The organism is Ruegeria sp. CH11, from assembly GCF_056537105.1.
In genome coordinates this window covers 375,419-401,588 of the sequence record NZ_JBQFQX010000001.1, presented here as the reverse complement: position 1 = coordinate 401,588, position 26,170 = coordinate 375,419, and the positions used below count along the sequence as shown (strand labels likewise).

26 protein-coding genes and 3 tRNA genes are annotated in these 26,170 nt (G+C 57.4%); 17 read left to right on the top strand and 12 right to left on the bottom strand.

Annotation, left to right across the window (positions count from 1 at the left end; all coding sequences use genetic code 11):
- Window positions 1-201 precede the first annotated feature (201 nt).
- From tgt to ACR0LX_RS02005, 4 genes are all read left to right on the top strand, one after another.
- On the top strand, window positions 202-1,332 hold the full coding sequence (gene tgt, locus ACR0LX_RS02020) for a tRNA guanosine(34) transglycosylase Tgt (RefSeq protein WP_480782349.1): 1,131 nt from the start codon (window positions 202-204) through the stop codon (window positions 1,330-1,332).
- A 76-nt stretch (window positions 1,333-1,408) separates the two neighbouring features.
- On the top strand, window positions 1,409-1,816 hold the full coding sequence (locus ACR0LX_RS02015; RefSeq protein WP_480782348.1) for a DUF6636 domain-containing protein: 408 nt from the start codon (window positions 1,409-1,411) through the stop codon (window positions 1,814-1,816).
- Window positions 1,817-2,038: 222 nt separating this feature from the next.
- A complete protein-coding gene (gene lon / locus ACR0LX_RS02010; RefSeq protein WP_480782347.1) occupies window positions 2,039-4,447 on the top strand; it encodes an endopeptidase La in 2,409 nt (802 codons plus the stop codon).
- A 185-nt stretch (window positions 4,448-4,632) separates the two neighbouring features.
- Window positions 4,633-5,739, top strand: coding sequence for a hypothetical protein (locus ACR0LX_RS02005; RefSeq protein ID WP_480782346.1), 1,107 nt, complete (start codon window positions 4,633-4,635; stop codon window positions 5,737-5,739).
- A gap of 31 nt (window positions 5,740-5,770) precedes the next feature.
- On the opposite strand, the gene ACR0LX_RS02000 is transcribed toward ACR0LX_RS02005, so the two are convergent.
- A tRNA-Val gene (locus ACR0LX_RS02000) sits at window positions 5,771-5,845 on the bottom strand.
- Window positions 5,846-6,038: 193 nt separating this feature from the next.
- Here ACR0LX_RS02000 and ACR0LX_RS01995 point away from each other — a divergent pair.
- The 3 genes from ACR0LX_RS01995 to uvrA all read left to right on the top strand — a co-directional run bounded on the left by ACR0LX_RS01995 (window position 6,039) and on the right by uvrA (window position 9,263).
- Window positions 6,039-6,115: transfer RNA gene (locus tag ACR0LX_RS01995), tRNA-Asp, on the top strand.
- Window positions 6,116-6,160: 45 nt separating this feature from the next.
- A tRNA-Asp gene (locus ACR0LX_RS01990) sits at window positions 6,161-6,237 on the top strand.
- 167 nt (window positions 6,238-6,404) lie between these two features.
- Complete coding sequence (gene uvrA / locus ACR0LX_RS01985) at window positions 6,405-9,263, top strand: excinuclease ABC subunit UvrA (protein WP_480782345.1); 2,859 nt, start codon at window positions 6,405-6,407, stop codon at window positions 9,261-9,263.
- A gap of 44 nt (window positions 9,264-9,307) precedes the next feature.
- Here the strand turns inward: uvrA and ACR0LX_RS01980 are convergent, their stop codons facing one another.
- The 3 genes from ACR0LX_RS01980 to ACR0LX_RS01970 all read right to left on the bottom strand — a co-directional run bounded on the left by ACR0LX_RS01980 (window position 9,308) and on the right by ACR0LX_RS01970 (window position 12,716).
- Window positions 9,308-10,348, bottom strand: a complete 1,041-nt coding sequence (locus ACR0LX_RS01980) for an enoyl-CoA hydratase/isomerase family protein (protein WP_480782344.1) — start codon at window positions 10,346-10,348, stop codon at window positions 9,308-9,310.
- A gap of 7 nt (window positions 10,349-10,355) precedes the next feature.
- Window positions 10,356-11,498 (bottom strand): acyl-CoA dehydrogenase family protein, encoded by a 1,143-nt coding sequence (locus tag ACR0LX_RS01975; protein WP_480782343.1) that lies wholly within the window; start codon window positions 11,496-11,498, stop codon window positions 10,356-10,358.
- Between the two features lie 102 nt (window positions 11,499-11,600).
- Entirely contained in the window at window positions 11,601-12,716 is a 1,116-nt protein-coding gene (locus ACR0LX_RS01970; RefSeq protein ID WP_480569432.1) for a carboxylate-amine ligase, read from the bottom strand.
- 138 nt (window positions 12,717-12,854) lie between these two features.
- On the opposite strand from ACR0LX_RS01970, the gene ACR0LX_RS01965 reads away from it, so the two are divergent.
- Complete coding sequence (locus ACR0LX_RS01965) at window positions 12,855-13,700, top strand: class I SAM-dependent methyltransferase (protein WP_480782342.1); 846 nt, start codon at window positions 12,855-12,857, stop codon at window positions 13,698-13,700.
- Window positions 13,701-13,777: 77 nt separating this feature from the next.
- Entirely contained in the window at window positions 13,778-14,254 is a 477-nt protein-coding gene (locus ACR0LX_RS01960; RefSeq protein WP_480782341.1) for a fasciclin domain-containing protein, read from the top strand.
- 73 nt (window positions 14,255-14,327) lie between these two features.
- Here ACR0LX_RS01960 and ACR0LX_RS01955 read toward each other — a convergent pair whose 3' ends face one another.
- Both ACR0LX_RS01955 and ACR0LX_RS01950 read right to left on the bottom strand, forming a co-directional pair.
- Complete coding sequence (locus ACR0LX_RS01955; protein ID WP_480571114.1) at window positions 14,328-14,912, bottom strand: L,D-transpeptidase; 585 nt, start codon at window positions 14,910-14,912, stop codon at window positions 14,328-14,330.
- Window positions 14,913-15,106: 194 nt separating this feature from the next.
- Window positions 15,107-16,606, bottom strand: a complete 1,500-nt coding sequence (locus ACR0LX_RS01950; RefSeq protein ID WP_480782340.1) for a CoA-acylating methylmalonate-semialdehyde dehydrogenase — start codon at window positions 16,604-16,606, stop codon at window positions 15,107-15,109.
- 103 nt (window positions 16,607-16,709) lie between these two features.
- Here ACR0LX_RS01950 and ACR0LX_RS01945 point away from each other — a divergent pair, with 103 nt between their 5' ends.
- The 3 genes from ACR0LX_RS01945 to coaD all read left to right on the top strand — a co-directional run bounded on the left by ACR0LX_RS01945 (window position 16,710) and on the right by coaD (window position 18,688).
- Window positions 16,710-17,612 (top strand): LysR family transcriptional regulator, encoded by a 903-nt coding sequence (locus ACR0LX_RS01945; RefSeq protein ID WP_480782339.1) that lies wholly within the window; start codon window positions 16,710-16,712, stop codon window positions 17,610-17,612.
- Window positions 17,613-17,673: 61 nt separating this feature from the next.
- Window positions 17,674-18,111, top strand: coding sequence for a CBS domain-containing protein (locus ACR0LX_RS01940; RefSeq protein ID WP_480569447.1), 438 nt, complete (start codon window positions 17,674-17,676; stop codon window positions 18,109-18,111).
- Window positions 18,112-18,196: 85 nt separating this feature from the next.
- The gene (gene coaD / locus ACR0LX_RS01935; RefSeq protein WP_480569450.1) at window positions 18,197-18,688 is read left to right on the top strand and encodes a pantetheine-phosphate adenylyltransferase; all 492 of its coding nucleotides are present in this window, start codon (window positions 18,197-18,199) and stop codon (window positions 18,686-18,688) included.
- A gap of 3 nt (window positions 18,689-18,691) precedes the next feature.
- On the opposite strand, the gene ACR0LX_RS01930 is transcribed toward coaD, so the two are convergent.
- Window positions 18,692-18,835, bottom strand: a complete 144-nt coding sequence (locus ACR0LX_RS01930) for a hypothetical protein (protein ID WP_480782338.1) — start codon at window positions 18,833-18,835, stop codon at window positions 18,692-18,694.
- Window positions 18,836-18,907: 72 nt separating this feature from the next.
- Window positions 18,908-19,909, bottom strand: coding sequence for a type I glyceraldehyde-3-phosphate dehydrogenase (gene gap / locus ACR0LX_RS01925; protein WP_480569453.1), 1,002 nt, complete (start codon window positions 19,907-19,909; stop codon window positions 18,908-18,910).
- Between the two features lie 181 nt (window positions 19,910-20,090).
- Here gap and ACR0LX_RS01920 point away from each other — a divergent pair, with 181 nt between their 5' ends.
- Entirely contained in the window at window positions 20,091-21,062 is a 972-nt protein-coding gene (locus ACR0LX_RS01920; protein WP_480782337.1) for a DUF808 domain-containing protein, read from the top strand.
- Between the two features lie 20 nt (window positions 21,063-21,082).
- Window positions 21,083-21,490: a hypothetical protein gene (locus ACR0LX_RS01915; RefSeq protein ID WP_480782336.1), complete on the top strand. Its 408-nt coding sequence runs from the start codon at window positions 21,083-21,085 to the stop codon at window positions 21,488-21,490.
- Window positions 21,491-21,536: 46 nt separating this feature from the next.
- Here the strand turns inward: ACR0LX_RS01915 and tkt are convergent, their stop codons facing one another.
- Window positions 21,537-23,561 carry a transketolase gene (tkt, locus tag ACR0LX_RS01910; protein ID WP_480782335.1) on the bottom strand — a complete coding sequence of 675 codons (2,025 nt, stop codon included), beginning with the start codon at window positions 23,559-23,561 and terminating at the stop codon, window positions 21,537-21,539.
- 235 nt (window positions 23,562-23,796) lie between these two features.
- On the opposite strand from tkt, the gene ACR0LX_RS01905 reads away from it, so the two are divergent.
- From ACR0LX_RS01905 to ACR0LX_RS01895, 3 genes are read left to right on the top strand one after another with little or no spacing between them, the layout of a single operon-like run.
- Window positions 23,797-24,588 (top strand): hypothetical protein, encoded by a 792-nt coding sequence (locus ACR0LX_RS01905; protein WP_480782334.1) that lies wholly within the window; start codon window positions 23,797-23,799, stop codon window positions 24,586-24,588.
- Window positions 24,588-24,983 (top strand): cell division protein ZapA, encoded by a 396-nt coding sequence (locus ACR0LX_RS01900; RefSeq protein WP_480569468.1) that lies wholly within the window; start codon window positions 24,588-24,590, stop codon window positions 24,981-24,983. Before ACR0LX_RS01905 ends, ACR0LX_RS01900 begins: the two co-directional genes overlap by 1 nt.
- Window positions 24,984-24,988: 5 nt before the next feature.
- The gene (locus tag ACR0LX_RS01895; RefSeq protein WP_480782333.1) at window positions 24,989-25,330 is read left to right on the top strand and encodes an MliC family protein; all 342 of its coding nucleotides are present in this window, start codon (window positions 24,989-24,991) and stop codon (window positions 25,328-25,330) included.
- 5 nt (window positions 25,331-25,335) lie between these two features.
- Here ACR0LX_RS01895 and grxD read toward each other — a convergent pair whose 3' ends face one another.
- From grxD to ACR0LX_RS01880, 3 genes are read right to left on the bottom strand one after another with little or no spacing between them, the layout of a single operon-like run.
- Window positions 25,336-25,698, bottom strand: coding sequence for a Grx4 family monothiol glutaredoxin (gene grxD, locus ACR0LX_RS01890; RefSeq protein ID WP_480569474.1), 363 nt, complete (start codon window positions 25,696-25,698; stop codon window positions 25,336-25,338).
- A gap of 24 nt (window positions 25,699-25,722) precedes the next feature.
- Window positions 25,723-25,884, bottom strand: a complete 162-nt coding sequence (locus tag ACR0LX_RS01885) for a hypothetical protein (RefSeq protein ID WP_480782332.1) — start codon at window positions 25,882-25,884, stop codon at window positions 25,723-25,725.
- Window positions 25,881-26,117, bottom strand: coding sequence for a BolA/IbaG family iron-sulfur metabolism protein (locus ACR0LX_RS01880; protein ID WP_039530494.1), 237 nt, complete (start codon window positions 26,115-26,117; stop codon window positions 25,881-25,883). The genes ACR0LX_RS01885 and ACR0LX_RS01880 overlap by 4 nt, the downstream gene beginning before the upstream one ends.
- Window positions 26,118-26,170: the final 53 nt, after the last annotated feature.

Below are 26,170 nucleotides of genomic sequence, written 5' to 3'. Positions count from 1 at the left end.
GGGATTGAGTCGCCCGATTTCAACTCTGGTATGGCGTGCGGTGCTCGCGATGCAAACTTTTGGGACCGCCGACGCGGCCTTAATTGAGCGCTGTGACTGCTTTGCACCCTGTTTCGACGCCCCGCAACGTGTGTCTGACGGGTTGCAATGCCCAGGCGGATCAGGCAAATGCTGCCCGGTTCCGCGACCCGAGGCGTATAGATGACCGACCGTTTCTCGTTTGATCTGAAAGCAACCGATGGCAAGGCCCGTATAGGAGTGATCCATACGCCGCGCGGGGATGTGCGCACACCTGCCTTTATGCCTGTGGGCACCGCAGCCACGGTAAAGGCAATGATGCCCGAAAGCGTGCGCGCCACCGGTGCTGACATCCTGCTGGGGAACACATACCATCTGATGCTGCGCCCAACGGCCGAGCGGATTGATCGTCTGGGTGGTTTGCACAAGTTCATGAACTGGGAGCGGCCGATCCTGACCGACTCGGGCGGGTTTCAGGTGATGTCGCTGGCCGGGTTGCGCAAACTGACCGAGAAGGGCGTGACCTTCAAATCCCACATTGATGGGTCCAGACACGAACTGACGCCGGAACGGTCGATGGAAATCCAGCGACTTTTGGGCTCGGACATCGTCATGTGTTTTGATGAATGCCCCGCATTGCCTGCCGACCGCGACCGCATCGCCGAGTCGATGCGCCTGTCGATGCGGTGGGCGGAACGGTCCCGCGTAGCATTCGGCGACCGCCCAGGCCATGCTCTGTTTGGCATCATGCAGGGCGGGCTGGAACAGGATCTGCGCGAAGAAAGCGCTGAGGCCCTGAAATCCATCGGGTTCGAAGGCTATGCCGTCGGTGGTCTGGCCGTGGGCGAGGGGCAGGAGGCCATGTTCGACTGCCTCGACTATGCGCCCGATTATCTGCCGAGCGACAAGCCGCGTTATCTCATGGGTGTCGGCAAACCCGATGATATCGTCGGTGCCGTTGCGCGCGGGATCGACATGATGGACTGCGTATTGCCGTCGCGTTCGGGCCGAACCGGGCAAGTGTTCACGCGTCACGGTGTTGTGAACATCAAGAACGCGCGCCACGCCGACGATCCGCGCCCGCTGGACGAAAGTTGTTCATGCCCGGCTTGTTCGAACTATTCCCGCGCCTATCTGCATCACGTTTTCCGCTCGAACGAAATGATCTCGGGCATGCTGCTGACCTGGCACAATCTGCATTACTTCCAGGAAATCATGCAGGGAATGCGTGACGCCATCGCGGCCGGAACGTTCGCAGACTGGCAGGCCAATTTTCATGCGCAGCGCGCGCAGGGCGATATCGAGCCTTTGTAGGCCGGTGACAATATTTTCGAATTTTGCTAGTCTCAGCGGATTAGATCAGTGAATTTGCGTGTGTCAGGAGGATATTGTGCCTCGCTTGATTGTTTTGTTTTGCATCTTTTTTGCCCCGTTCGCCTATGCAGATGTCTGGACGTTTGAAACGCCGTCCGAAAACATCCAATGCGTTGTCGGTCACGGACCATCATCGTCGGATATCGAATGCCGAATAATCGAACGGCACGGTGCCCCGGCATTGCCACGTCCGGCAAGCTGCGCTTCGGATTGGGGTCACTCTTTCCTTATGTTCGACACTGACCCGGTTCAGATGCTGTGCCAGCCGCTCAGCCGCGATCGCAGCGGTTATGAGCGAGCCGAATATGGCGTGACCGGAGAGTTTGGCGGCTTTGTCTGTCACTCGTCCCGAAATGGATTGGATTGTCGCAACCGGGACGGGCACGGGTTCTTCCTGTCTAGGGCGGTTCAGAGGGTATTCTGACGCGATTAAGCCGAACTCTGTCTCGCTGTGACATAAAATCGGTGGATATGTCTGCGCGACGCCTTGCAGTCGCCTGTGCCTCGGGTCATTCTGATCCGCGAATGATAATGGTGAGGTTGAAATGTGGTGCAAACCGCCCCACCTTTACCGTCCAAGACAGGAGACAGCCAATGGTTGCCTGAACAGGGACCAGCGCCGTCTTGCCAATGATAAGGATTGAGCATGCAAGAGCCTCTGAATTCCTCATACCCCGTCCTGCCGCTGCGCGACATTGTGGTGTTCCCGCATATGATCGTGCCGCTGTTCGTGGGCCGTGACAAATCGGTCCGTGCGCTGGAAGAGGTGATGCAGGATGACAAGCAAATTCTGTTGTCCAGCCAGATCGACCCCGGCGTCGATGACCCAGAAATTGACGGTATCTACCGGTCCGGCGTTCTGGCCAATGTGCTGCAACTGCTGAAACTGCCCGATGGCACGGTCAAGGTGCTGGTCGAGGGGCAGGCACGGGTACAGATCACGGAATTCCTTGAAAACGAAGACTTCTTCGAAGCCCGCGCCGAGTATCTGACCGAGATCCCGGGAGACGTGACCACAACCGAGGCGCTGTTGCGAACTGTCGCGGACGAGTTCGAGCGCTATGCCAAAGTGCGCAAGAACATCCCCGAAGAGGCTTTGGCTGCCGTTGGCGAGACCACCGAGCCTGCTAAGCTTGCCGATCTGGTTTCGGGTCATCTGGGCATCGAGGTCGAACAAAAGCAGGAACTGCTTGAGACGCTTTCGGTCAGCGAGCGGCTGGAAAAGGTCTATGGCCTGATGCAGGGCGAAATGTCGGTTCTGCAAGTAGAGAAAAAGATCAAGACCCGCGTCAAGTCGCAGATGGAGAAGACCCAGCGCGAGTACTATCTGAATGAGCAGATGAAGGCCATTCAGAAGGAACTTGGCGATGGTGAGGACGGCAGCAACGAGGTCGCCGAACTGGAAGCCAAGATCGCCGAGACCAAACTGTCGAAAGAGGCGCGCGAGAAGGTTGAAGGCGAGCTGAAAAAGCTCAAGAACATGTCGCCCATGTCTGCCGAAGCAACGGTCGTGCGCAACTACTTGGACTGGATTCTGGCTCTGCCATGGGGCACCAAGTCCCGCGTCAAAAAGGATCTGGGTCGCGCGCAGGACATTCTGGACGCCGATCACTATGGGCTTGAGAAGGTCAAAGAGCGGATCGTCGAATATCTGGCGGTTCAACAGCGTTCGAAAAAGCTGAAAGGCCCGATCCTGTGCCTTGTTGGCCCTCCGGGCGTGGGTAAAACCTCGCTTGGTAAATCGGTTGCCAAAGCCACGGGGCGCGAGTTTATTCGCATCTCGCTGGGCGGCGTACGCGATGAATCCGAGATTCGTGGCCACCGTCGGACCTATATCGGTTCGATGCCCGGCAAGATCATTCAGGCGCTGAAAAAGGCGAAAACCACGAACCCGCTCATCCTGCTCGATGAGATCGACAAGATGGGGCAGGACTTCCGTGGCGATCCGGCCTCGGCGATGCTCGAAGTGTTGGATCCGGAACAGAACAATACGTTCATGGACCACTACCTGGAGGTCGAATATGACCTTTCTAACGTGATGTTCCTGACCACGTCGAACAGCTATAATATGCCCGGCCCTCTGCTGGACCGGATGGAAATCATCCCGCTGGCCGGCTACACCGAGGACGAAAAGCGCGAGATCGCCAAGCAGCATCTGATCAGCAAACAGATCAAGAACCATGGCCTGAAGGCCAAGGAATTTGAGCTGACCGATGAGGCGTTGCAATCGATCATCCGTACCTACACTCGTGAGGCAGGTGTACGGAACCTTGAGCGTGAGATTGCCAAAGTGGCGCGGAAATCGCTGACAAAGATCATCAAGAAAGAGGCGGAAACTGTTGAAGTTACGCCGGAAAATCTTGATGACTTCCTGGGCGTGCCAAAGTTCCGCTATGGTCTGGCCGAGCAGGACGATCAGGTTGGAGTTGTCACCGGTCTGGCCTGGACTTCGGTGGGCGGCGACCTGCTGCATATCGAGGCTCTGAAACTGCCCGGCAAGGGGCGAATGAAGACCACTGGCAAGCTGGGCGATGTGATGAAGGAATCCATCGACGCGGCGTCGTCCTACGTGCGGTCCATTTCGCCTCAGATCGGAGTGAAACCACCGCAGTTCGACAAGATCGACATCCACGTGCATGTGCCCGATGGCGCCACGCCCAAAGACGGCCCATCGGCCGGCCTGGCGATGGTGACGTCGATCGTTTCGGTTCTGACCGGCATCCCGGTGCGCAAAGATATCGCCATGACAGGCGAGGTATCACTGCGTGGCAACGCCATGCCGATTGGTGGTTTGAAAGAGAAACTGCTGGCAGCTCTGCGCGGCGGCATCAAGACGGTTCTGATCCCCGAGGAAAACGAAAAGGACCTGGCGGAAATCCCGGATAACGTCAAGGAAGGTCTCGAGATCATTGCCGTCAAACATGTCTCAGAAGTTCTTGAGCATTCTCTGGTCCGCGAGCCTGAACCGATTGAGTGGGACGAGGCTGCCGAAGAGGCCGCTGCGGCAGCGGCCAAAACGACTGAAAGTGCTGGTCCTTCGGCCACGGCGCACTGACGAAGATGGCGCGAACGAAGGGGCGGGCTCAAAGCGCGCCCCTTTTTGCATGGCAATGAAACTGCGTTGCGTCATTAACAGTTCAGTTGGTCAGCATTTGCCTTTTCTGTCCGACTCTGTGTAACACGTGATGCATACGTGAAGGGCGTTCATAAGAAACTTTGCAAGGGATAGTAATTTCGAAGATGAAACTCACGCTTCACATCGGAATGGGAAAGGCTGGGTCGACATCGATTCAAGACTCGCTTTATGCGGCGCGGAATGAAATCCGAGAATATGGGTGTCTATTTCCAGACACACTATACATTCCCGCCCGCCACCACTGGCTACAGCCTCTGATCCTTGATGATCCTATGAGAGCTCCTTCTGTGATGCACAGAATGGGCTTTAGCAGTGAGTTGGCGAAAAAAGGCGCGCTTGAGGAGTGGGACTATCTCCTCCGGCAACTGGATGCGGGAAAACCCGATAACCTGATCTTAAGCAGTGAAGTTTTGTTCGCGACGCATTCACCTGAAGAAATAGCCAGAGCGCGTGAGTTTCTGCCCAAACTGTCAGAAGATATATCTGTCTTTGCTTATGTTCGAAGCCCGGTAAAACGCTATTTGTCCAGTGTGCAGCAAGCGCTCAAATCAAAAAACCGGATCGTCCAACCGGGTGGAGCTCATGTTTCAACGATTCTCAAGAACTACAGTGACATATACGGAGATGTCGTCAACGCACGTGTTTTTGAGAAAGAAAGGCTCCGGAACCACGACGTAATCGCCGACTTTCTGGAGTGGGCGGATCTGCCCATTCCGTACGAAACTTTACCCAAAATGCAAAGCAATGAAAGTGTCTCCGCTGAAGGCATGGCCATTCTGCAGGAAATGTCCCCTGAGACCGGGCCTAGCAACCCTGACGAACTAACGTTGAAGAGAAAACGTTTCAGAGCGGTTCTGAAAGCAGATCAGGCGATTGCTGCGCCAACCAAACCCGAGCTTAGGCCGGAAATCGCAGAGTATATTGTGGCTCGGAGCAAAGAACTACCGATACTCCGCGATGAATATGGTCTTTATTTTGATGATATCGACTATTCTTTGATAAATGATAAGTCGGTCGAGAAACTGGAAATTACCCGAATTGATGAGATTTGCTCGTATGATGCCGAACGAAAAGAAATGGTGCAGAATAAGGCGGAAAAAATTCTTGCCAGAGTGATCGAGCGCGATAAGCGCAAAGTGGAAAAGCAACAAACGGCTTCGAAACCCAAGGGGATGATGCAACGAATGAAAGAGATTTTCACTGGCGGCTGAAATTGCTACCGACATTAAGCAGAAAATTGAATGGTGGGTGATAAGAGATTTGAACTCCTGACATCTTCGATGTGAACGAAGCGCTCTACCACTGAGCTAATCACCCGTGAGGCGGGGTCTTACAGGCTCTGACCATTTGCTGCAAGGGGGGTGAGCATGATTGATGGGCGCAAATCCCTGCATCAAAAGCAGGGGCGGCAGGAAAAATTCGAAAAGCGGAAAAAACTTGAAAACGCCGCTTGACGCTGCCCGAGCGTAGCCATAATACACCCCAACGTTCCATCGGGAACGGGCAGCGGGCGGTTGTAGCTCAGTTGGTTAGAGTACCGGCCTGTCACGCCGGGGGTCGCGGGTTCGAGCCCCGTCAACCGCGCCATCGCTGCACCCCTTGGTCCAGGGCAAAGGCCACAAAAAAAGATGCGCGGTTGTAGCTCAGTTGGTTAGAGTACCGGCCTGTCACGCCGGGGGTCGCGGGTTCGAGCCCCGTCAACCGCGCCATTTTTCCCAAAGATTACCCGGCCCCAAAGCCTCTGCGATTTGGCTTCGGTGTTGGCTGTCAGTAGGTGTCGGCAATAAACCGTCCGTTCACACTTTGTTCTAACTTTTTTGTTGGAGACTCAGCGCGGCTCGCCTATTTCTAGGGAACTTGTTTGTTGGGGGCCGAAATGGCTGAGCTGAAGAATATCGAGGTACGCGGCGCGCGGGAACACAACCTCAAGAACATCGACGTAGATATTCCACGCGATCAGCTGGTCGTGATCACTGGCCTGTCCGGATCGGGCAAGTCTTCGCTGGCTTTCGATACGATCTATGCCGAAGGGCAACGCCGCTATGTCGAAAGCCTGTCGGCCTACGCACGGCAGTTTCTGGACATGATGGAAAAGCCCGATGTGGATCATATCAGCGGGCTTTCTCCGGCAATTTCGATTGAGCAGAAGACGACCTCGAAGAACCCGCGCTCGACCGTGGGGACCGTGACCGAGATTTACGACTATCTGCGCCTGCTCTTTGCGCGCGCCGGTACGCCCTATAGCCCCGCAACCGGCCTGCCGATCGAAGCGCAGCAGGTGCAGGACATGGTCGACCGCATCATGACGATGGAGGAGGGGACGCGAGGGTACCTTCTGGCCCCCATCGTGCGTGACCGAAAGGGGGAATATAAGAAAGAGTTCCTTGAGCTGCGCAAGCAGGGTTTTCAACGCGTCAAGGTCGATGGCGAGTTCTACGAGCTGGACGAGCCGCCCACACTGGACAAGAAATTTCGCCACGATATTGACGTCGTCGTTGACCGTCTTGTTGTTCGCGAGGGTATGGAAACCCGCCTGGCCGACAGTCTGCGCACGGCATTGGATCTTGCGGACGGAATTGCGGTTCTGGAAACTGCGCCGCGCGAAGGCGACCCCGAACGCATTACGTTCAGCGAGAATTTTGCCTGCCCTGTCAGCGGCTTCACCATCCCCGAGATTGAGCCGCGCCTGTTTTCATTCAATGCGCCGTTTGGGGCTTGCCCGGATTGCGACGGGCTTGGGGTCGAGCTGTTTTTTGACGAACGTCTCGTAGTGCCTGACCAGACGCTGAAACTGTATGACGGTGCTCTGGCCCCGTGGCGTAAAGGCAAGTCGCCCTATTTTTTGCAAACCATCGAAGCCATTGCGCGGCATTTTGAGTTCGACAAGAACACGCCGTGGAAAGATCTGCCCAAGAAGGTGCAGCAGGTATTTCTGCGCGGCTCGGGCGATGAGGAGATTCAATTCCGCTATGACGAAGGCGGGCGGGTCTATCAGGTCACGCGCAGTTTCGAGGGCGTTATTCCCAACATGGAGCGGCGCTATCGCGAAACCGATAGTGCGTGGATTCGAGAGGAGTTCGAGCGTTATCAGAATAACCGCCCCTGTGGTACCTGCGAAGGCTACCGCCTGCGCCCCGAGGCGCTGGCAGTAAAGATCGCTGGGCTGCACGTAGGGCAGGTGGTCGAGATGTCCATCCGCGAGGCGCTGGCCTGGATCGAGGACGCGCCGAACCATCTGAGCGCTCAAAAAAACGAAATCGCGCGGGCAATTCTGAAGGAAATTCGCGAGCGGCTCGGGTTCCTGAATAATGTGGGACTGGAATACCTTACGCTGTCACGTTCAAGCGGAACACTGTCGGGTGGCGAAAGCCAACGCATCCGTTTGGCCAGCCAGATCGGTTCGGGGCTGACCGGGGTTCTCTACGTTCTGGACGAACCCTCCATCGGGTTGCACCAACGCGACAACGACCGTCTGCTGGGGACTCTCAAAAACCTTCGGGACCAGGGCAATACGGTTATCGTTGTAGAACATGACGAAGAGGCCATACGCGAGGCGGATTACGTCTTTGACATCGGTCCCGGCGCAGGGGTTCACGGCGGGCAGGTGGTCAGCCATGGCACGCCCGAGGTGATTGCCAGCGATGCGGCCTCGATCACCGGGCAGTATCTGGCAGGAACGCGCGAAATTGCGGTACCTGCGGAACGCCGCAATGGCAAAAAGCAAAAGGTCACAGTGGTCAAGGCGACCGGGAACAACCTGAAGAACGTCACCGCTGAGTTTCCGCTGGGCAAGTTTGTCTGCGTCACGGGTGTTTCTGGTGGCGGCAAGTCCACCTTGACGATCGAGACGCTGTTCAAAACCGCTTCGATGCGTCTGAATGGCGCGCGGCAGACGCCAGCGCCTTGCGAAACGATCAAGGGGCTGGAACATCTGGATAAGGTCATCGACATCGACCAGCGTCCGATCGGGCGGACTCCGCGTTCGAATCCAGCGACTTACACCGGGGCCTTCACCCCGATCCGTGACTGGTTTGCCGGACTGCCCGAGGCCAAAGCACGGGGGTACAAGCCCGGCCGGTTCAGCTTTAACGTCAAGGGCGGTCGGTGTGAGGCCTGCCAGGGCGACGGTGTCATCAAGATCGAGATGCACTTCCTGCCGGATGTTTATGTTACTTGCGAGACCTGCAAGGGCGCGCGGTACAACCGCGAAACGCTAGAGATCAAGTTCAAGGGCAAGTCCATTGCGGATGTGCTTGATATGACGGTGGAAGACGCGCAGGAGTTCTTTAAAGCCGTGCCCTCGATCCGGGACAAGATGGACGCTCTGGCGCGGGTCGGATTGGGTTATATCAAGGTTGGCCAGCAGGCGACGACCTTGTCGGGGGGTGAGGCGCAGCGGGTGAAGCTGTCGAAAGAGCTCAGCAAGCGATCGACCGGGCGGACGCTGTACATTCTGGACGAACCGACCACGGGTCTGCATTTCGAAGATGTGCGCAAGCTGTTGGAAGTGCTGCATGAACTGGTCGATCAGGGCAACACCGTTGTAGTGATCGAACACAATTTGGACGTTGTCAAAACCGCAGACTGGATCATCGATATCGGTCCCGAGGGCGGTGATGGCGGAGGTCAGATCGTGGCCGAAGGAACGCCCGAAGACGTGGCGCAGGTCGAGCGCAGCCATACGGGGCGATATCTGAAGCCGATGCTGGATGGGCGCGCCGTAGCCGCCGAATAGATATTTACGTCTGGTTTCGTCAGGATGATCGCAACGATTGCGGTTCAATCGTCTGGAAAGGTCAGGGCGTTCTGTCCCAGAGGTTCCAGCATCCTGGAAACTGCGTCCGCCGGAACATCGCCGCCGGAATACTTCCAGTTCGGATTGCGATCCTTATCGATGATCAGGGCGCGGATACCTTCCATTATGTCTCCGTGTTCCATCGACCGGTATGTGAACCTGTATTCCATGCCCAAAGCAGTCCTCAAACCGAGCGCTGGTTCACGCAATCTGCCCAGCATTTCGATTGTGCATGCCATTGAAAGCGGGGAGTTTCGATGCATGGTTGCCAGAGATTGGGCGGCGAATTCGGTATCCAGCGTGCGGAGGGCGCCCATGGCCTCCGCCAAGGTTTCACCTTTGAAACAGTGGTTTATGTCATCTTGCATGCCCGCAAGATCGCCATCCGGTGGTGTTTGCGCATGCTCTGCGATGATATCCGCTTGGCCAGACGCTTCGAGTATCTCGATCAGGTCCGGCCATTCGGACTGAGGCACAAAGTGATCCGCAAACCCGGCCAGTATTGCGTCTGCCGCGCCCATTCTGTGACCGGTTGTTCCCAAGTATTCGCCCAGACGTCCGGGTGCCTGCGCCAGCATCAACGTACCCCCGACATCCGGGACCAGCCCGATTGCGCATTCTGGCATCGCTATCCGAGAGGTTTCGCCCACGATCCTGTGGCTGCCGTGGCACCCGATGCCAACACCACCGCCCATCGTGAACCCTTGCAAGAAGGTGATCACGGGTTTGGGGTATTCGTAGATCAACGCGTTCAGGCGGTATTCATCGCGCCAGAATTGTCGACCGTAGGCAAAGTCGCGTTTCATGCCTCTTTCATAAAGCTCGGCGATGTCGCCACCGGCACAAAAGGCTTTGTCGCCCTCGGCGTCCATTATGACCAGATCGACTGCATCATCCTCGCGCCAGTTGCGCAAGGCGCTGTCGATGGCCATGCACATATCATAGCTCAGCGCGTTCAGGGCCTTAGGGCGCGTCAGTGTAATGCGTCCGGCGCGTCCGCTCGTGCGAATATCGATGTCGGGCATGGGGTCCTCAGCGATGGGTCAGCATCTGTCGCGCAACGATCACGCGCATGATTTCATTTGTGCCTTCCAGTATCTGATGCACGCGCAGGTCGCGCACAAGCTTTTCGATGCCATAATCAGCAAGGTATCCGTAACCCCCGTGCAGTTGCAGGCACTGATCCACGACCTTTGATCCGGTTTCGGTGACGAACTTCTTGGCCATGGCGCAGAACTTGGTCGCATCCGGCGCCTGGCTGTCCAGTTTCCACGCTGCCTGCCGCAGAAAGACGCGCGCGGCCTGAAGTTCGATCTCCATATCCGCCAGACGGAATTGTAGCGCCTGAAACTGATCAATGCTCTGCCCGAATGCCTTGCGTTCGGACATGTATTGCAGCGTCGCGTCCAAACCCGCCTGCGCGGCGCCCAAAGAACACGAGGCGATGTTCAGGCGACCGCCATCCAAACCCATCATGGCGTATTTGAAACCGTCGCCTTCGACGCCAAGCAGATTGCCGGACGGGATTTTACAATCATCGAATTGAACTTGCGCGGTGGGTTGACTTTTCCACCCCATTTTTTGCTCCAACGCACCAAAGCTGAGGCCCGGGGTGCCGTCTTCGACATAGACCGTCGATATGCCCTTGGGGCCGTCTTCACCGGTCCGCACCATGCAGATATAAGCGTCAGAATATCCACCGCCCGAGATAAAGGCCTTGGTTCCGTTCAGTGTGAACCCCTCATTCGTTCGTTCGGCCCGGGTTTTTAGCGCCGCAGCATCCGAGCCCGAACCCGGCTCGGTCAGGCAATAGCTGAGGACAGTGTTCAGACCCAGCACGTCCGGCATGATCCGCGACTTCAGGTCGTCATCCGCGAAACTGTCTAGCATCTTGGCGCACATGTTGTGGATCGACAGAAATGCCGCGACCGAGGGGCAGGCCATCGACAGGGCCTCGAACACCAGCGTCGCGTCCAGCCGGGAAAGCCCAGACCCTCCACCATCCTCTGATACGTACAGCCCGCCGAACCCCAGCTCTCCGATCTTGGGCCATAAATCTTTCGGGATGGTGCCATCGGTTTCCCACTGGCGGGCGAATGGGGCAATGTGGTCCTGTCCAAAGGCATAGGCCATGTCGAATATGGCTGTCTGTTCCTCGGTCAGCGCGAAATCCATGGCGGGCGGTCCCTGTTGTCTGTGGAATTGAACAAGTGTTTTATTCCGCAATTCTTACAGAAGTTTTGCAGCCCGGCAATTGGTTGTAAGCGCTGTTGGCAATTACAGGTCGGCGTGAAATTCCCCGATCAGATGTTCGACCACGGCCTTGCCGGGATCAGCGCCGCGGGCAGCAGCCTCGGCATAGACGCGTCTTTGCCGGGTCGCCGAGGTGCCGTTTTCGGCAATCTGACGCAGCCGGGCCAGTTCGGTCATGGTGCCCAGGGCTTCGGCATCTTCGGCCAGCATGCCCATCAGTTCGCCCATCAGATCCGCCATCGGTGTGATCGAGCGGTCGCCGAAATCGATCAGACCTTCGCCCACGCCATAGCGTTGTGCACGCCAACGGTTTTCGCCGATCAGAAAGCGGTCATATTGCCGCCAACGCAGATTGCGGTCCTTGAGACGGCACAGCATCCGGGTCAGCGCCTGCGTCAATGCGGCGAGGGACAGGGTATGCTCCATCCGGGGCTGCACATCCATGATCCGCGTCTCAAGCGTTGGAAAGCGATGCGACGGGCGCAAGTCCCACCAGATTTTCGAAGTATCCTCGATCACCCCAAGTTCGACCAGAATTCCGGTCGTTCGCTCATATTCAGCCCAACTTCCGAAAATGGGCGGCAGACCGGTTCGGGGCAGGTTGTCGAACACAGTCAGGCGATACGAAGAAAGCCCTGTATCCTCGCCGTTCCAATACGGGGACGAAGTGGACAGAGCCAGGAGATGAGGAAGGAAATAGGCCAGTTGCGGTATCAGATCAGCGCGCAATGCGGGGTCCTCGACCCCGATGTGAACATGCATGCCGCAGATCAGCATACGGCGCGCGACACCGCCCAGCGCATGTTGCAGCGCGTCATAGCGTTCTTTCCGGGTGTGGGTCTGGTCCTTCCAATTGGCAAACGGATGGCATGAGACCGCGATGGGGGCAAGATTGTACTCGGCGGCGCGTTGGGCGACGCAGGAACGCAGCCGCTTCAGGTCTTCACGCGCGCTTTTGATCGTTGCGTGCGGGCGGGTGCCGACCTCGATCTGGCATTGCAGAAACTCCGGGCTGACCTGACCCTGAAAATCGGCTTGGCAGGCCTCCATCAGCGCATCCGGGGCCTCGGCAAGCTGCAGACTGTCCTGGTCGACCAGCAGATACTCTTCTTCGATGCCCAGCGTAAATTCTTGCTGCATGGTGTCCCCCGTCGTTCAGGTTGGACCAGTGAATACGGAATTTTGCAGTTTGCCAAGGGTTTGGCACGGTACCGCTTGCGAAGCCCCGGCAAGCGGGGGTATGGATCGCGGCAACGACAACTCTTGGGAGCGGACCGCGTGAAACCCAGAAAATTCCCCCGGATTAACGCCATTCTGGATCGATTTGGCGTCAGGCTGATCGACAAGGTCACCGAGCGGGACGAGCGCGCGCGGCTGGAAGCCTTTGAAGCGGCCGGTGGCCTGACCCGTCCGGCCTATGCCCTGTCCCCGGGCATGGAAGAGTTCGACCTGACGCAACTGACGGCGGAGTATCAGCAACATGCAGCCGCGCTGGAGGCGTTGAAAGATCCCGCGCGCAATCAGACCGGATATCGGATCGGCAATGGCTATTATGACAGCCCGGATGCGGATGCGTTGTACCTGATGATCCGTCGATTTCAGCCCAAGCGCGTGATCGAGGTCGGCTGTGGCAACTCGACCCGCGTGACACGACAGGCGGTCATCGACGGCGGCTTGCAGACCCGGATCACCGCGATCGACCCTTACCCGCGCGCCGATATTGCGCATGTTGTCGATACCTTCGAACAAAAACGTTTGGAAGAGGTCGATCCTGCGCTGTTCGACCAGCTTGAAGCTGGTGACGTCTTGTTCATCGACTCAAGCCATGTCGTACGGATGAGCAACGATGTAGCCCATCTGTTCTGCCGGATCATCCCGACGCTGAAACCCGGAGTGGTGATCCATGTGCATGATGTTTTTTTACCCTATGAATATCCCAAGCGTTTCTTCTATGACTGCCCCGGATGGGCCGAACAGTACATACTGCATGCGTTGCTTCAATCTGGTTCGTTTTCAATGCTTTGGCCCGGATACTATCTGCAACAGGCGCGACCAGAAGCTGCTGAATCTTTACCCTTTCTGAGCGAGGGTCGGGCGCAAAGTATCTGGGTGCAGGTCAAATAACTCTGATCCCAAAGTGATCCGCTATCAGCAACCTGCCGTACCCCTTTCCATAACCAACCGGAGAGGAGAAGACAGTTATGTTTCGCCGCACATTCATGGGCGCCGCCGCTGCCATGGCCCTTGCACTGCCAATCAAGGCCCAGGCCGCAGATATCGTCGATACAGCAGTATCGGCAGGATCATTCAACACACTGGTCGCCGCCGTCCAGGCTGCTGGCCTTGTCGACACGCTGAAGGGTGATGGCCCGTTCACCGTATTCGCACCAACGGATGAGGCCTTTGCCGCTTTGCCCGAAGGTACGGTTGAAACGCTGCTAAAGCCTGAAAACAAGGACCAGCTTGTGTCGATTCTGACCTACCACGTTGTCCCGGCCAAGGTGATGTCCGGCGACATTGCAGGCAAGCGCGCGAAAGTGCTTACAGTTCAGGGTGACCGGCTGAGCGTGAACGCCAGAAACGGCGTCAAGGTGAACGATGCAAAGGTGATACAGGCCGATATTGAGGCCAGCAACGGCGTCATTCACGTGGTCGATGCAGTCATCCTGCCCGAATAAACTCGTCATGACCCCCTGACGACAAAGCCCCGGTCCAAATGGCCGGGGCTTTTCTTGTTGGATCCGGTCTGGATCAGACCAGACGCACTTGGGTTCCGACCTGTACCAGCGGATAGAGTTCCTCGACATGCTGGTTGTAGAGGCCGATACATCCCGATGAGCTTTGGCGGCCGATCTTTCGGGTGTCGTGGGTGCCATGTACCAAATAGGCAGGCCATCCCAGATACATCGCGCGGGTGCCCAGCGGGTTGCCCGGGTCGCCACCCTCCATCCGTACAGGCAGGGATGGGTCGCGTTCGCGCATCGAGGCGGTGGGCGTCCAGCTTGGATTCTCGGTCTTGCGGACCACTTTGGTGTAGCCGCGCTTGGTCAGTTCCTCGCTCATCGGAACCGAACTTGGGTACAGCTTATAGGTGCCGTCTGGTGCCCAATAGTGCACCGCGCGGCTGGTGATATCGGCCAGCAGACATCCGACACCGATCTCGTCGAAATGATCCTGCCAGTTCTGCTGCGAAAACGAAGAGGTGTTCCGGCGCACCGGCAGTTGCGTACTGATTGCCTCTTCGTCTTGCGGAAATGCATCAATGCTTTGCGCCCGGACAAGGGCAGGGGTCGCCAGCAGGGACGTCACGCCCAGCAGGGCAGAGCGGCGGGTCATGCGGGAATTGGACAAGGCTGCCTCCGAAGGAAAATCTGCTCGTAATCTGTAGTTGGCGGCAAAATATTATTCCGCGCCTTGTTTTACTAGGGGGCTGAGGCTGAATTTCTCGTGATTGCGTGTGCTGGGCTATATTCTGTAAAAAGCCCGACCCCAAAACGGGGCCGGGCTTTTGTGTTTTCGATGGCGATCGATCAGTCCATTGCCTTGAAGTTGAACTCGCCACCTTCCTTGATGCCTGACGGCCAGCGTGCGGTCACGGTTTTGGTGCGGGTATAGAACTTGAAGCTGTCGGGTCCATGCTGGTTCAGGTCACCAAACATGGATTTCTTCCAGCCGCCAAAGGTGTGATAGGCCAGCGGAACCGGGATCGGGACGTTGATGCCAACCATGCCGATGTTCACGCGGCTGGCAAAATCGCGCGCGGTGTCACCATCGCGGGTGAAGATTGCGGTGCCGTTTCCGTATTCGTGATCCATTGCCAGCTTCAGGGCCTCTTCGTAGGAACCGGCGCGAACCGTGCTGAGAACCGGACCAAAGATTTCCTGCCTGTAGATGTCCATGTCGGGCGTGACGTGATCGAACAGGTGCGGGCCGACGAAGAACCCGTTCTCATAGCCTTGCATGCTGAAATCGCGGTTGTCGACGACCAGCTTTGCGCCTTGCTCGACACCCGAATTGATCAGACCCAGAATGCGTTCCTTGGAGGCGGCAGTTACGACCGGTCCCATGTCGACATCGTCACCGGCGGTATAGGGACCAACTTTCAGCTTTTCGACCCGTGGGATCAGCTTTTCGATCAGCGCGTCTGCGGTTTCTTCACCAACCGGTACCGCGACCGAAACCGCCATGCAGCGTTCGCCTGCCGCGCCGAAACCGGCGCCAACCAGCGCATCTGCGGCCTGATCCATGTCTGCGTCAGGCATGACGATCATGTGGTTCTTGGCGCCGCCAAAGCACTGCGCGCGTTTGCCGTTCGCCGTGGCGCGGCTGTAGATGTACTGCGCCACCGGGGTCGAACCAACAAAGCTGATGCCTTGGATGATCTCGCTGTCCAGAATGGTGTCGACGGCCTCTTTGTCGCCATTCACAACCTGGAACACGCCTTTGGGCAGACCAGCCTCGACGAACAGTTCAGCCAGCATCAGCGGGACCGAAGGATCACGCTCGGAAGGTTTCAGAACCACAGCGTTACCGCAAGCCAGTGCCGGACCGACGTGCCACAGCGGCATCATGGCCGGGAAATTGAACGGCATGATCGAGCCCACAACGCCCAGCGGCTGACGCATCGAATACATGTCGATGCCAGGACCGGCACTGTCAGTGTACTCGCCCTTCAACATTTGCGGCGCACCGATGCAGTATTCGATCACTTCCAGACCGCGCTGCAAGTCACCCTTTGCGTCGGGGATGGTCTTGCCGTGTTCGCGGCTGAGAACCTCGGCCAGTTTGTCGATGTCGCGATTCATCAGCGCGACCATCTTCATCATCACGCGCGCACGTTTCTGCGGGTTGGTTGCACCCCATTCGACCTGCGCGGCGGCTGCGTCTTCGATGGCCGCAGTGGTTTCGGCTGCGCTTGCCATCGGGCACTTGTACTGCACTTCGCCGGTCGCCGGGTTGTAGACATCATCGAAACGGCCGGATGTGCCCGCCACCATTGCGCCGTTCAGGAAATGGGTCAGATCGTTCATTTCAAACTCCTCTGGAATATTTGCGCGCAGAATAGAGTTGCAAAAATGGCTTGAACAGAGGCATCTTCTCAAAGATGTTTTGCAAAAATGCAAAGGCGGTTAAGTGAATCCAAATTGGGACGACATGCGGGTGTTTCTTGCCGTTGCGCGCGAAGAAAGCCTGTCGGCGGCGGGGCGGTTGCTCAAATTGGATCCGGCAACGGTTGGTCGTCGGATTTCCCGGCTCGAATCCGATCTGAAGGCGACGCTTTTTACGAAATCGCAACAGGGATACGTTCTGACTTCGGTTGGGGAACGGCTTCTGGATCACGGCATGCAGGCGGAAGAAGCGATGCGTGCGGCAGCCGGGGCGATGGCAGGATCCTCGAAAACGCTGAGTGGGCAGATCCGCATCGGCGCGCCCGATGGCAGCGCGAATTACCTGTTGCCGCAAGTCTGCGCCAAAATCAGTGATGCCAATCCCGATCTCGACATTCAAATTCTGGCGCTGCCTCGCGTCATCAACCTGTCGCGGCGCGAGGCCGACATGGCGGTTACGGTCAGCATTCCCACTGGCGGTAAACTGCTGGTGCAGAAAATCTGTGATTACAAGCTGCACCTGGTGGCAACAGCCGAATATCTGAGCGCGCACGACGACGTGCGCTTGGTTTCGGACCTGAATGGCCACCGAATGATCGGGTACATTCCAGACATGATATTCGATCGCGAGTTGGACTATCTGGTCGATATAGGTGTCGACCGTGTCGCATTGGCATCAAATTCGGTCTCAGTGCAGCTGCGTCAGGTCAGCTTTGGAACCGGTATCTGCGTTGCGCATGACTTTACGCTTCCGTTTCACCCGAACCTCAGAAAAATCCTGACGGATCAGGTCAGTCTGACCCGCAGTTTCCACCTGGTGCGCCATCAGGGAGATCAGCGAAACGAGCGATTGAATCGATTTGCTCAGGCTTTGACGCATGGCCTGCGCGAAGAAGTCGCACGGCTGGAAGCCCAAGCTTCACCTTGACAGGTACCGGCATTCCGGCAACCTTTTGGAAAACAGTACGTTATTTCGGAGGTTTTTTTGTATGCTTGTTCAAGCCATTCTTAAATCCAAGGCGACAGAAGGCGTGGTGACGGTCGAGCCGACCGCGACGGTTTCGGAAGCTGCGAAAATTCTGGCCGAAAGACGTATCGGGACGGTTGTTGTCTCCAAAGACGGTGGGCAGACGGCAGAAGGGATATTGTCGGAACGCGATATTGTTCGCGAACTGGCGGCCAGCGGCAGCGGGTGCCTGACAAAAGCTGTCGAAACATACATGACGCATGACCTGATAACGGCGACGTTGCAGGATACGGTGCAGGACGTGCTGTCGCAAATGACCGAAGGCCGTTTTCGTCACATGCCGGTGCTGGAGAATGGCCAGCTGGTTGGCATCGTGACCCTTGGTGACGCCGTCAAAGCGCAGTTGGCCGAACTTGCGATGGAAAAAGATGCGTTGGAAGGCATGATTATGGGGCACTGAGACCCCAACGCGTCGTGACTGCCTCTTGCGCCAGCGGTGAAGTTATGTTTGCTTGCGCAGAAATTTTGTTGCGCGGGAGCACCTGATGCGCGTTGGATTATATCCCGGAACCTTTGATCCCATCACTCTGGGCCACATTGACATCATTCGCCGCGCCGCAGCGCTGGTGGACAAGCTGGTGATCGGTGTTGCAATCAACCGGGACAAGGGACCGCTGTTCACGCTCGAAGAACGCGTCGGCATGATTGAGGCCGAATGCGCGCACCTGTCGGATCAGACCGGGACTGAAATCGTGGCGCACCCATTCGAAAATCTTCTTATCGACTGCGCGCGCGACGTGGGCGCTCAGATCATCGTGCGCGGTCTGCGCGCGGTTGCAGACTTCGAGTACGAATTTCAGATGGTTGGCATGAACCGTGCACTGGATAACTCGGTCGAGACCGTATTCCTGATGGCCGAGGCCAAACATCAGGCGATTGCGTCGAAACTGGTCAAAGAAATTGCGCGGCTTGATGGCGATGTGTCGAAATTTGTCACCCCCAGCGTCAACGCAGCTCTGCGCGAAAGACTGGGTTAGCGATCACCGCCAGAAAGCGACCCAATCGAGGAAATCGTAGAGTTTCTTGCCCAGAAACAACAGATGTTCGGTGCCGACCAGGGCAACGTCCAGCATCACGCCTCCGAGGATGAGAACACCAAGCCATATGGCGATTTGATTGGTCATCGGTTGCCCTGAACGAAAATGCCCGCCCAGATAACCTGAGCGGGCAAACGGGTTCAAGCAGAGTCGGTCAAGTCAGTTAAGACGACCCATTGCAACCGCGACATCGGCCATTCGGACCGAGAAACCCCATTCATTGTCATACCATGCCAGAACGCGCACCATGCGGTTGTCAACAACGCGGGTCTGGTCCGGCGCGAAGATCGAGCTTTCTTCGGTATGGTTGAAATCGGTGGAAACCAGCGGCGCCGGTTCAAAACCCAGAACGCGCTGCATTGGGCCTTTGGCAGCCTCTTCAACGATGGCGTTTACTTCTTCGACGGATACGTCGCGCGATGCGCGGAAGCTTAGGTCAACAGCCGAGACATTCGGGGTAGGTACGCGGATGGCCGATCCGTCCAATCGGCCTTTGAGGTTCGGCAGAACCTCACCCAGTGCCGCAGCGGCCCCGGTCGAGGTCGGGATCATCGACATGGCAGCAGCGCGGGCGCGGTAAAGATCGCTGTGACGGCGGTCAAGAGTTGGCTGGTCGCCGGTATAGGCATGGATCGTGGTCATGATGCCGTGTTCGATGCCGATACCTTCGTCCAATACCTTGGCAAGCGGAGCCAGGCAGTTCGTGGTGCATGAGCCGTTCGAGACCATGTTGTCATTGGCGGCCAGGGTATTGTGGTTCACACCGAACACGATGGTTTTGTCGACATTCTTGCCGGGGGCCGACAGAAGAACCTTACGTGCGCCACGTTCCAGGTGGGTCTTTGCCTTAAGCCCGTCGTTAAACTTGCCGGTGCATTCCAGAACGACGTCGCAGCCTTCCCAGTCCAGTTCATTCATATCGTAGGTCGAGAACATCTCCATCGGGCCACGGCCCAGATCCATGGTGCTGCCTTCGATCGAGATATCGCGCGGGAAACGTCCGTGGATGCTGTCATACTTCAGCAGATGCGCCGAAGTTTCCAGTGGGCCGGTCGCGTTGACCTTGATCACCTCGATGTCGTTGCGGGCCGAGGCCGCAATATGCGACAGCGTACAGCGGCCAATACGGCCAAAACCATTGATACCGACCTTGATGGTCATATGACGTCTCCAAATCCGCTTGCTTTACCGCGCATATAACGGCGAAATCGGAATCTCAAAAGGGCAAAAACGGCATATTTTTAAGGTGTTAGCGCAAACCTCGTCCGGTTGCGCTAACGCTTGCGCTAGCCGTTGGATCGGTTAGGGTCCGATAGCGACGGATGAAAAGAAAGGAAGCGCAATGAGTGGTCTTTTGGCCCTTTTGGACGATGTGGCAGGGATCGCCAAAGTTGCAGCCTCATCCGTTGACGATGTTGTCGCGGCTGCGGGCAAAGCAGGGGCAAAGACCGCAGGTGTTATCATCGATGATGCCGCCGTGACGCCGAAATACGTGCAGGGATTTGCCCCGGCGCGCGAATTGCCGATCATCTGGCGCATCGCGCGCGGCTCGATATTCAACAAGATCATCCTGCTATTGCCGGTGGCTTTGCTGTTGGCGAATTTTGCACCCTGGCTGATTACGCCTTTGTTGATGATCGGCGGGTCATATTTGTGTTTTGAAGGTGCTGAAAAGATCTTTCACGTGCTGTTTCCCCATGGCAGCCACGTAATCGACGAGGACATGAAGATCAAAGACCCAGGCCATCTGGAAGAACAGAAGGTCAAGGGCGCGATCAAGACCGATTTTATCCTGTCGGCTGAGATCATGACCATCGCTTTGGCGGCTATCGAGGCCCCGAATATCTGGATGCAGGCGGCGACACTGGCGGTTGTGGGGATTGGGGTGACGGTCGCCGTTTATGGATCGGTGGCTCTGATCGTGAAGATGGATGATGTGGGTTTGTACCTTGCGCAGAACGCAACGACGCCGGTTGGGCGCGGATTGGGCAGGGGCCTTGTCCGGGCGATGCCAGGTGTGATGAAAACGCTTTCTGTTGTTGGCACAGCTGCAATGTTGTGGGTCGGTGGGTCTATCGTCATTCACGGAATGGAGGTTTTGGGCTTTGGCTGGTTGGGGCACCATATCCACGACTGGGCCTATGCCATCGGTCATTCGGTCGCGACGCAATGGGTCGGGGCCGTGGAGTGGATATCCAAGGCCACAATGGACGGAGTCTTTGGTCTTGCCTGGGGACTGGTGCTGATACCGGTGGCGACGAAGGTGATCGGGCCGTTGATCTCAAAGTCGTCTCACTCAAACGGGTCTCACTGATTCATGAACAGAGCATCAAGGTGGATGCTGATCAACCTATCATTCGTCTTGTAGCAAAACGCCGTAAAACCAAGGCATCCGGTCTAACGGGCGGCGGGTTGTCTTCGATGTTGTCGGCACTCAGCATCGCTGCGGAAGAAATGCCGTTTGACAAAGACGAGCTGTTTCGGTTCCTGCACGTTCGCATTCACACTGCGCGCTCTGCGCGGCGTCGAGCAAGCTGGATCGGTGGGCGGAATTATAACGCTTTGTCCGGTCAGTCTGCGGAGTACGTTCCGTTGACAGGTACGCATCTGCGACAAGCTTTGTCTTGCATCGGATTGCAAGCACCGGAGCAGGTGTTGGTTCAGGGGCGCTATGAGTTGCGATTGGATTACGCCGAGCGCGCGTATGATCGCCTTAAGTCAGAGTCAGGTAAATCCAATTGAAAAGGGCGGCCAAAGCCGCCCTTTGCTTGATGCTAAGTGCAGTGGCTCACTGCCCCAGCAATTCCTTGACCTTGGCAACTGTCGCCTCAGACGTAATGCCGAAATGCTTGTAAAGCTCGCCTGCGGGCGCTGAGGCGCCAAAGCTGGACATGCCGATGAAACCGGCTTTGGCTTCGCGGCCACGCTCGCCCAGCAACCAGCGGTCCCAGCCACCGGCGCGGACGGCGGCCTCGATGCCGACGCGGACGGGGCCACCGGGCAAGACGCGCTTGCGATAGGCTTCGTCTTGTTGCGCAAACAGTTCCATGCAGGGCATCGAGACGACGCGGGTGCCGATCCCTTCGGCCTCGAGCGTCGCCTTTGCTTCCATCGCCAGCGATACCTCGGAACCGGTTGCGATCAGGATCGCCTGGCGTTTGCTTTCGGCTTCGGCCAGAACGTAGGCACCTTGGGCGACCAGGTTCTTGGTCTTGTGATCCTTGCGCACCGTCGGCACGCCCTGACGGGTCAGCGACAGGACCGAAGGGCTGTCTTTGAAGGTCAGCGCCAGTTCCCACGCTTCGGCGGTTTCGACCGTGTCAGCAGGGCGGAAGACATAGGTGTTCGGCGTCGCGCGCGAGATTGCCAAATGTTCAACCGGCTGGTGAGTCGGTCCGTCCTCGCCCAGACCGATCGAGTCGTGGGTCATCACGAACACGCTGGGTACTTTCATCAGCGCTGCGAGACGCATGGACGGGCGGGCATAATCGGTGAAGGCCATGAACGTGCCGCCATAGGGGCGGATGCCGCCATGCAGCGCCATGCCATTCATCGCCGCGGCCATACCATGTTCGCGAATGCCATAGTGAATGTAGCGACCCTTGCGGTTTTCCGGCAGGAAGACGCCCATATCAGCCGACTTGGTGTTGTTCGATCCGGTCAGGTCGGCCGAGCCCCCTACGGTCTCGGTCATGATCGGGTTCACGACGTTCAGAACTTTCTCGGACGAGGCGCGGGTGGCCAGCTTTGGCTGTTCCTCTGAGATCTGTTTCTTGAAGGAACGGATCGCTCCGGCCAGCTTCTTGGGGGCGTCAAACGCGTAGGCGCGCTTGAACTCGGCCTGCTTGCGCTCGGACAGTTGTGCAAAGCGCTCGTCCCAGGCTGCACGCTCGGCCGCACCACGGGCCCCGATGGCTTCCCATGCGGATTTAACATCTGCCGGAATGTGAAACGCCTCATGCGGCCATCCATAGCCTTCTTTGGCGGCTTTCAGTTGATCCTGATCGGTCAGTGCACCGTGGCCTTTCGAGGTGTCCTGAGCTGCGTGACCCAGCGCGATATGGCTTTCGCACGCAATCATGGTTGGCTTGTTCGACTTTTTCGCCTGGACGATGGCGGCGTCGATTGCCTGCGGATCATGTCCGTCGATCTCGATGACCTGCCAACCGGATGCGGCAAATCGCTTCACCTGATCAGTGCGATCGGCCATGTCTACTGTGCCGTCGATGGTGATGTTGTTGTTGTCCCAGAACACGATCAGTTTGCCGAGTTCATGACGTCCGGCCAATGTAATCGCCTCTTGGCTGACGCCTTCCATCAGGCAGCCGTCGCCTGCGATCACGTAAGTATAGTGGTCGACGACCTTCTTGCCGTAATGGGCGCGCTGGATTTCCTCGGCCATGGCAAAGCCAACGGCGTTCGAAATGCCCTGACCCAGTGGCCCGGTCGTGGTCTCGATTCCGTCAACCAGGAAGTTCTCCGGGTGACCCGCTGTTTTTGCGCCCAATTGGCGGAAGTTCTTGATCTCGTCCAGTGTGACGTCAGCGTGGCCGGTAAGGTAGAGCAGCGAATAGACCAGCATCGAGCCGTGACCAGCCGACAGGATGAACCGGTCGCGGTCGGGCCAATTCGGGGCCGATGCGTCGAATTTCAGGTGCTTTTCGAACAGGACGGTCGCGACATCGGCCATGCCCATGGGCATGCCGGAATGGCCGGAATTGGCGGCGGCGACGGCATCAAGGGTCAGGGTGCGGATGGCCGCCGCTTTGTCCCAGTGTTCGGGGTTTGCATTGCGCAGCGCAGTCAGGTCCACGGGCGTTGTTCCTTTGGATTACAAGCAGATTGTGGGCTGCATACCATTCACCCCCCAAAGTGCAAGCGGAACTGGCCCAAAGGGCTTCAGACCGCTTCAAGAGCGCGGCCCAAGCCTTTGAAAGCAAACAGTGGGTATTTTCCGCAACATTCCGTTAGACTAAGGCTGAGAGCCGCCGTCCGTGATTCGGTCAGGCGTGCAGCAGAACGAACCTTGGTTAAGAGGTGACAGGGGCATGAGCCAAATCGAGGAATTGCAGCGCCGTATTATGGCGGCAATGGAACGGATCGGGTCTGGGGTCGAATTGTTGGGAACCGCGAGCCGGCCAGAAGGCGAAGACGGCTTGCGGGCGGCGCTGGAAGACGAGCGTGTGGCCAACGCGCAATTGGAAGAACGCCTGAAATCGCTTAAGGATCGCCACGATCAGGAAATCGACGCGATGCGCGCGGATCTGGATGGCTTGCGGGCCCAACCGACACAGAACGCCGAAACGGATCAGTTGCGGGCGCAATTGGCCGAGGCAACCGCGCAGCTAGCGACGGTCGAAACTGCCCGCGCGGATTTGGCCGAGGCAAAGGCCGCATTGGAAAACAGCAGCGAAGTCGAGGAGTTGAAGGCCGAGATCGAGCGGCTTTCTCCTCTTGCGAACCGTGCCGGTGCACTCGAGGGTGAACTGTCTGCGCTACGGGCCGATATGGCGGACACGGAACGGCTGGGTGACTTGAACGCCGAGCTTGAGATGTTGCGCGCCGAACGTGCCAGCCATGGCGCTGCGATGTCTCGGTTGGATGATGATCTGCAACGTTTGCGCAAGGCAAATGACGAATTGCGCGGTGCTGTCGAGGAATTGCGGGCGGCGGCTGAAGCTGGCGTGCCCGACGCGGATATGCTGAACCGCGCCACCGCCGCAGAACTTGAAGCGACGCGCGCGGCGCAGGCATCGGACGCAGCTGAAGCGCGCGCGGTTCTTGCGCGGCTCGAGCCATTGCTGACGCAGGCCAATCTTGCGGAAGGAGAGGTAGAATAATGCCCGAATTGACGATCAATATCGGTGGGCGGGGGTTTGATGTGTCCTGCCGCGAAGGGGAAGAGGAATTTCTGCAAGCCGCCGCCAAACTGTTGGATGACGAGGCGCAGGTCCTGTCCGATCAGATGGGTCGGATGCCGGAATCGCGAATGCTGCTGATGGCTGGCCTGATGCTGGCGGACAAGACTGCAGGTCAGGAAGAGCGTGTGCAGGCGGCCGAAGCGCGCCTGGCCGACGCCGAAGCCGAACTCAACCGACTGCGCAACGCGCCGCAACCCGAACCCGAACGGATTGAAGTCGCGGTCGTGCCGCCTTCGGTTACTGACACTCTGGCCGAGATGGCCGCGCGCGCCGAAGCGATGGCAGCGGTTATCGAAGAAAAGGCAAAAGGATAAGCGGTATGCGCGTATTCGTGACCACAGCTATTTTCGCGGCTATAGGCTCGGTTGCGGCGGCCGAAATCGATATCTTGTCCGTCACCTTCACCTGCGAAAACAATACGCAGGTGCCAGTGTCCTATTTCAACGCATCAGATGGGTCGGGTGCTGCGGCGATGCTGATCGACGGCCAGCTTGTAGCGATGCGGCAGGCACCAAGCGGGTCCGGTATCCGTTATCTCTCGGAAGGAGGGGTAGGGACGTACACTCTGCGTTCGAAGGGATGGGACGCTTCGATTTCCTATCAAGGCGAAGGCAGCACAGCCCCCGAACAGCTTGTGTACGGGGATTGCACCAGCAAATAGGTCGATCAGGCGTTGGCTTCGCGAATCTTGTCGGCGGCGTCCTTGTCATAGCCGACGCCGTTTTCGTCAAACAACGTATCCAGTTCACCCGAAAGGGTCATTTCAGTGATGATGTCGCATCCACCGACGAACTCACCTTTGACGTAGAGCTGTGGCACGGTCGGCCAGTCGGAATAATCTTTGATGCCCTGCCGGATACCTTCATCAGCCAGAACATTCACGTCGGCATAATCGACGCCCATGTAGTTCAGCACTCCGGCGACGCGGGACGAGAAGCCACACTGGGGCATCTCTTTGGTGCCTTTCATGTACAGCACTACATCGTTGGCTTTGACGGTTTCGTCGATCTGGGTTTTGACGTCAGTCATTTCGCGTTTCCTTGTCGATGGCGCTTAGTCGCGCCCATTCATTCGTTCTAGTCGTTCGTTCTCGGCCTGCACCTTGTTCACAAGGTCTGTATCCGTTGCCTCCATTCCAAGCGGAGGTTTGCCGTTCGATTTGGGAACGCGCCAACGCACAAGCGCTGTCAGCAAGTCCCAAAGCGTCAATTTCATTCCGGCACTTTGGTCGTCAGCGCCAGCGCGTGCAGCTCACCATCTGGTCCATCCATCTTGCCTTTTAGGGCCGCATAGACCGCGCGTTGCTGTTGCACCCGGTTCTTACCGCGAAAGCTTTCGTCCACGACCATGGCGGACATATGCACGCCATCGCTGCCGCCAACCTGAATTTCCGCGTTGGGAAAGCTCTCGCGCAGCAGGGTTTCAATCTCGTGGGCGCTCATCGGCATGTAAGTTCACTCCTGAAGGTCTTTCCCAAGATTTAGAGCGCCGGGAAGGGGCG

Bases quoted from the DNA above. Each gene is read 5' to 3' on its own strand.
- gap (WP_480569453.1), bottom strand. From the start codon at position 19,909: ATGACCATCAAGGTCGGTATCAATGGTTTTGGCCGTATTGGCCGCTGT.
- ACR0LX_RS01950 (WP_480782340.1), bottom strand. From the start codon at position 16,606: ATGAACGATCTGACCCATTTCCTGAACGGCGCAATGGTGGCGGGCACA.
- ACR0LX_RS01955 (WP_480571114.1), bottom strand. From the start codon at position 14,912: ATGACCCGCCGCTCTGCCCTGCTGGGCGTGACGTCCCTGCTGGCGACC.
- ACR0LX_RS01970 (WP_480569432.1), bottom strand. From the start codon at position 12,716: ATGCAGCAAGAATTTACGCTGGGCATCGAAGAAGAGTATCTGCTGGTC.
- ACR0LX_RS01980 (WP_480782344.1), bottom strand. From the start codon at position 10,348: ATGCCCGACATCGATATTCGCACGAGCGGACGCGCCGGACGCATTACA.
- lon (WP_480782347.1), top strand. From the start codon at position 2,039: ATGCAAGAGCCTCTGAATTCCTCATACCCCGTCCTGCCGCTGCGCGAC.
- ACR0LX_RS01880 (WP_039530494.1), bottom strand. From the start codon at position 26,117: ATGCCGATGAGCGCCCACGAGATTGAAACCCTGCTGCGCGAGAGCTTT.
- ACR0LX_RS01975 (WP_480782343.1), bottom strand. From the start codon at position 11,498: ATGGATTTCGCGCTGACCGAGGAACAGACAGCCATATTCGACATGGCC.
- ACR0LX_RS01900 (WP_480569468.1), top strand. From the start codon at position 24,588: ATGCCCGAATTGACGATCAATATCGGTGGGCGGGGGTTTGATGTGTCC.
- ACR0LX_RS01930 (WP_480782338.1), bottom strand. From the start codon at position 18,835: ATGACCAATCAAATCGCCATATGGCTTGGTGTTCTCATCCTCGGAGGC.
- ACR0LX_RS01905 (WP_480782334.1), top strand. From the start codon at position 23,797: ATGAGCCAAATCGAGGAATTGCAGCGCCGTATTATGGCGGCAATGGAA.
- ACR0LX_RS01960 (WP_480782341.1), top strand. From the start codon at position 13,778: ATGTTTCGCCGCACATTCATGGGCGCCGCCGCTGCCATGGCCCTTGCA.
- uvrA (WP_480782345.1), top strand. From the start codon at position 6,405: ATGGCTGAGCTGAAGAATATCGAGGTACGCGGCGCGCGGGAACACAAC.
- coaD (WP_480569450.1), top strand. From the start codon at position 18,197: ATGCGCGTTGGATTATATCCCGGAACCTTTGATCCCATCACTCTGGGC.
- ACR0LX_RS01895 (WP_480782333.1), top strand. From the start codon at position 24,989: ATGCGCGTATTCGTGACCACAGCTATTTTCGCGGCTATAGGCTCGGTT.
- ACR0LX_RS01940 (WP_480569447.1), top strand. From the start codon at position 17,674: ATGCTTGTTCAAGCCATTCTTAAATCCAAGGCGACAGAAGGCGTGGTG.
- ACR0LX_RS02005 (WP_480782346.1), top strand. From the start codon at position 4,633: ATGAAACTCACGCTTCACATCGGAATGGGAAAGGCTGGGTCGACATCG.
- ACR0LX_RS01920 (WP_480782337.1), top strand. From the start codon at position 20,091: ATGAGTGGTCTTTTGGCCCTTTTGGACGATGTGGCAGGGATCGCCAAA.
- tgt (WP_480782349.1), top strand. From the start codon at position 202: ATGACCGACCGTTTCTCGTTTGATCTGAAAGCAACCGATGGCAAGGCC.
- grxD (WP_480569474.1), bottom strand. From the start codon at position 25,698: ATGACTGACGTCAAAACCCAGATCGACGAAACCGTCAAAGCCAACGAT.
- ACR0LX_RS01885 (WP_480782332.1), bottom strand. From the start codon at position 25,884: ATGAAATTGACGCTTTGGGACTTGCTGACAGCGCTTGTGCGTTGGCGC.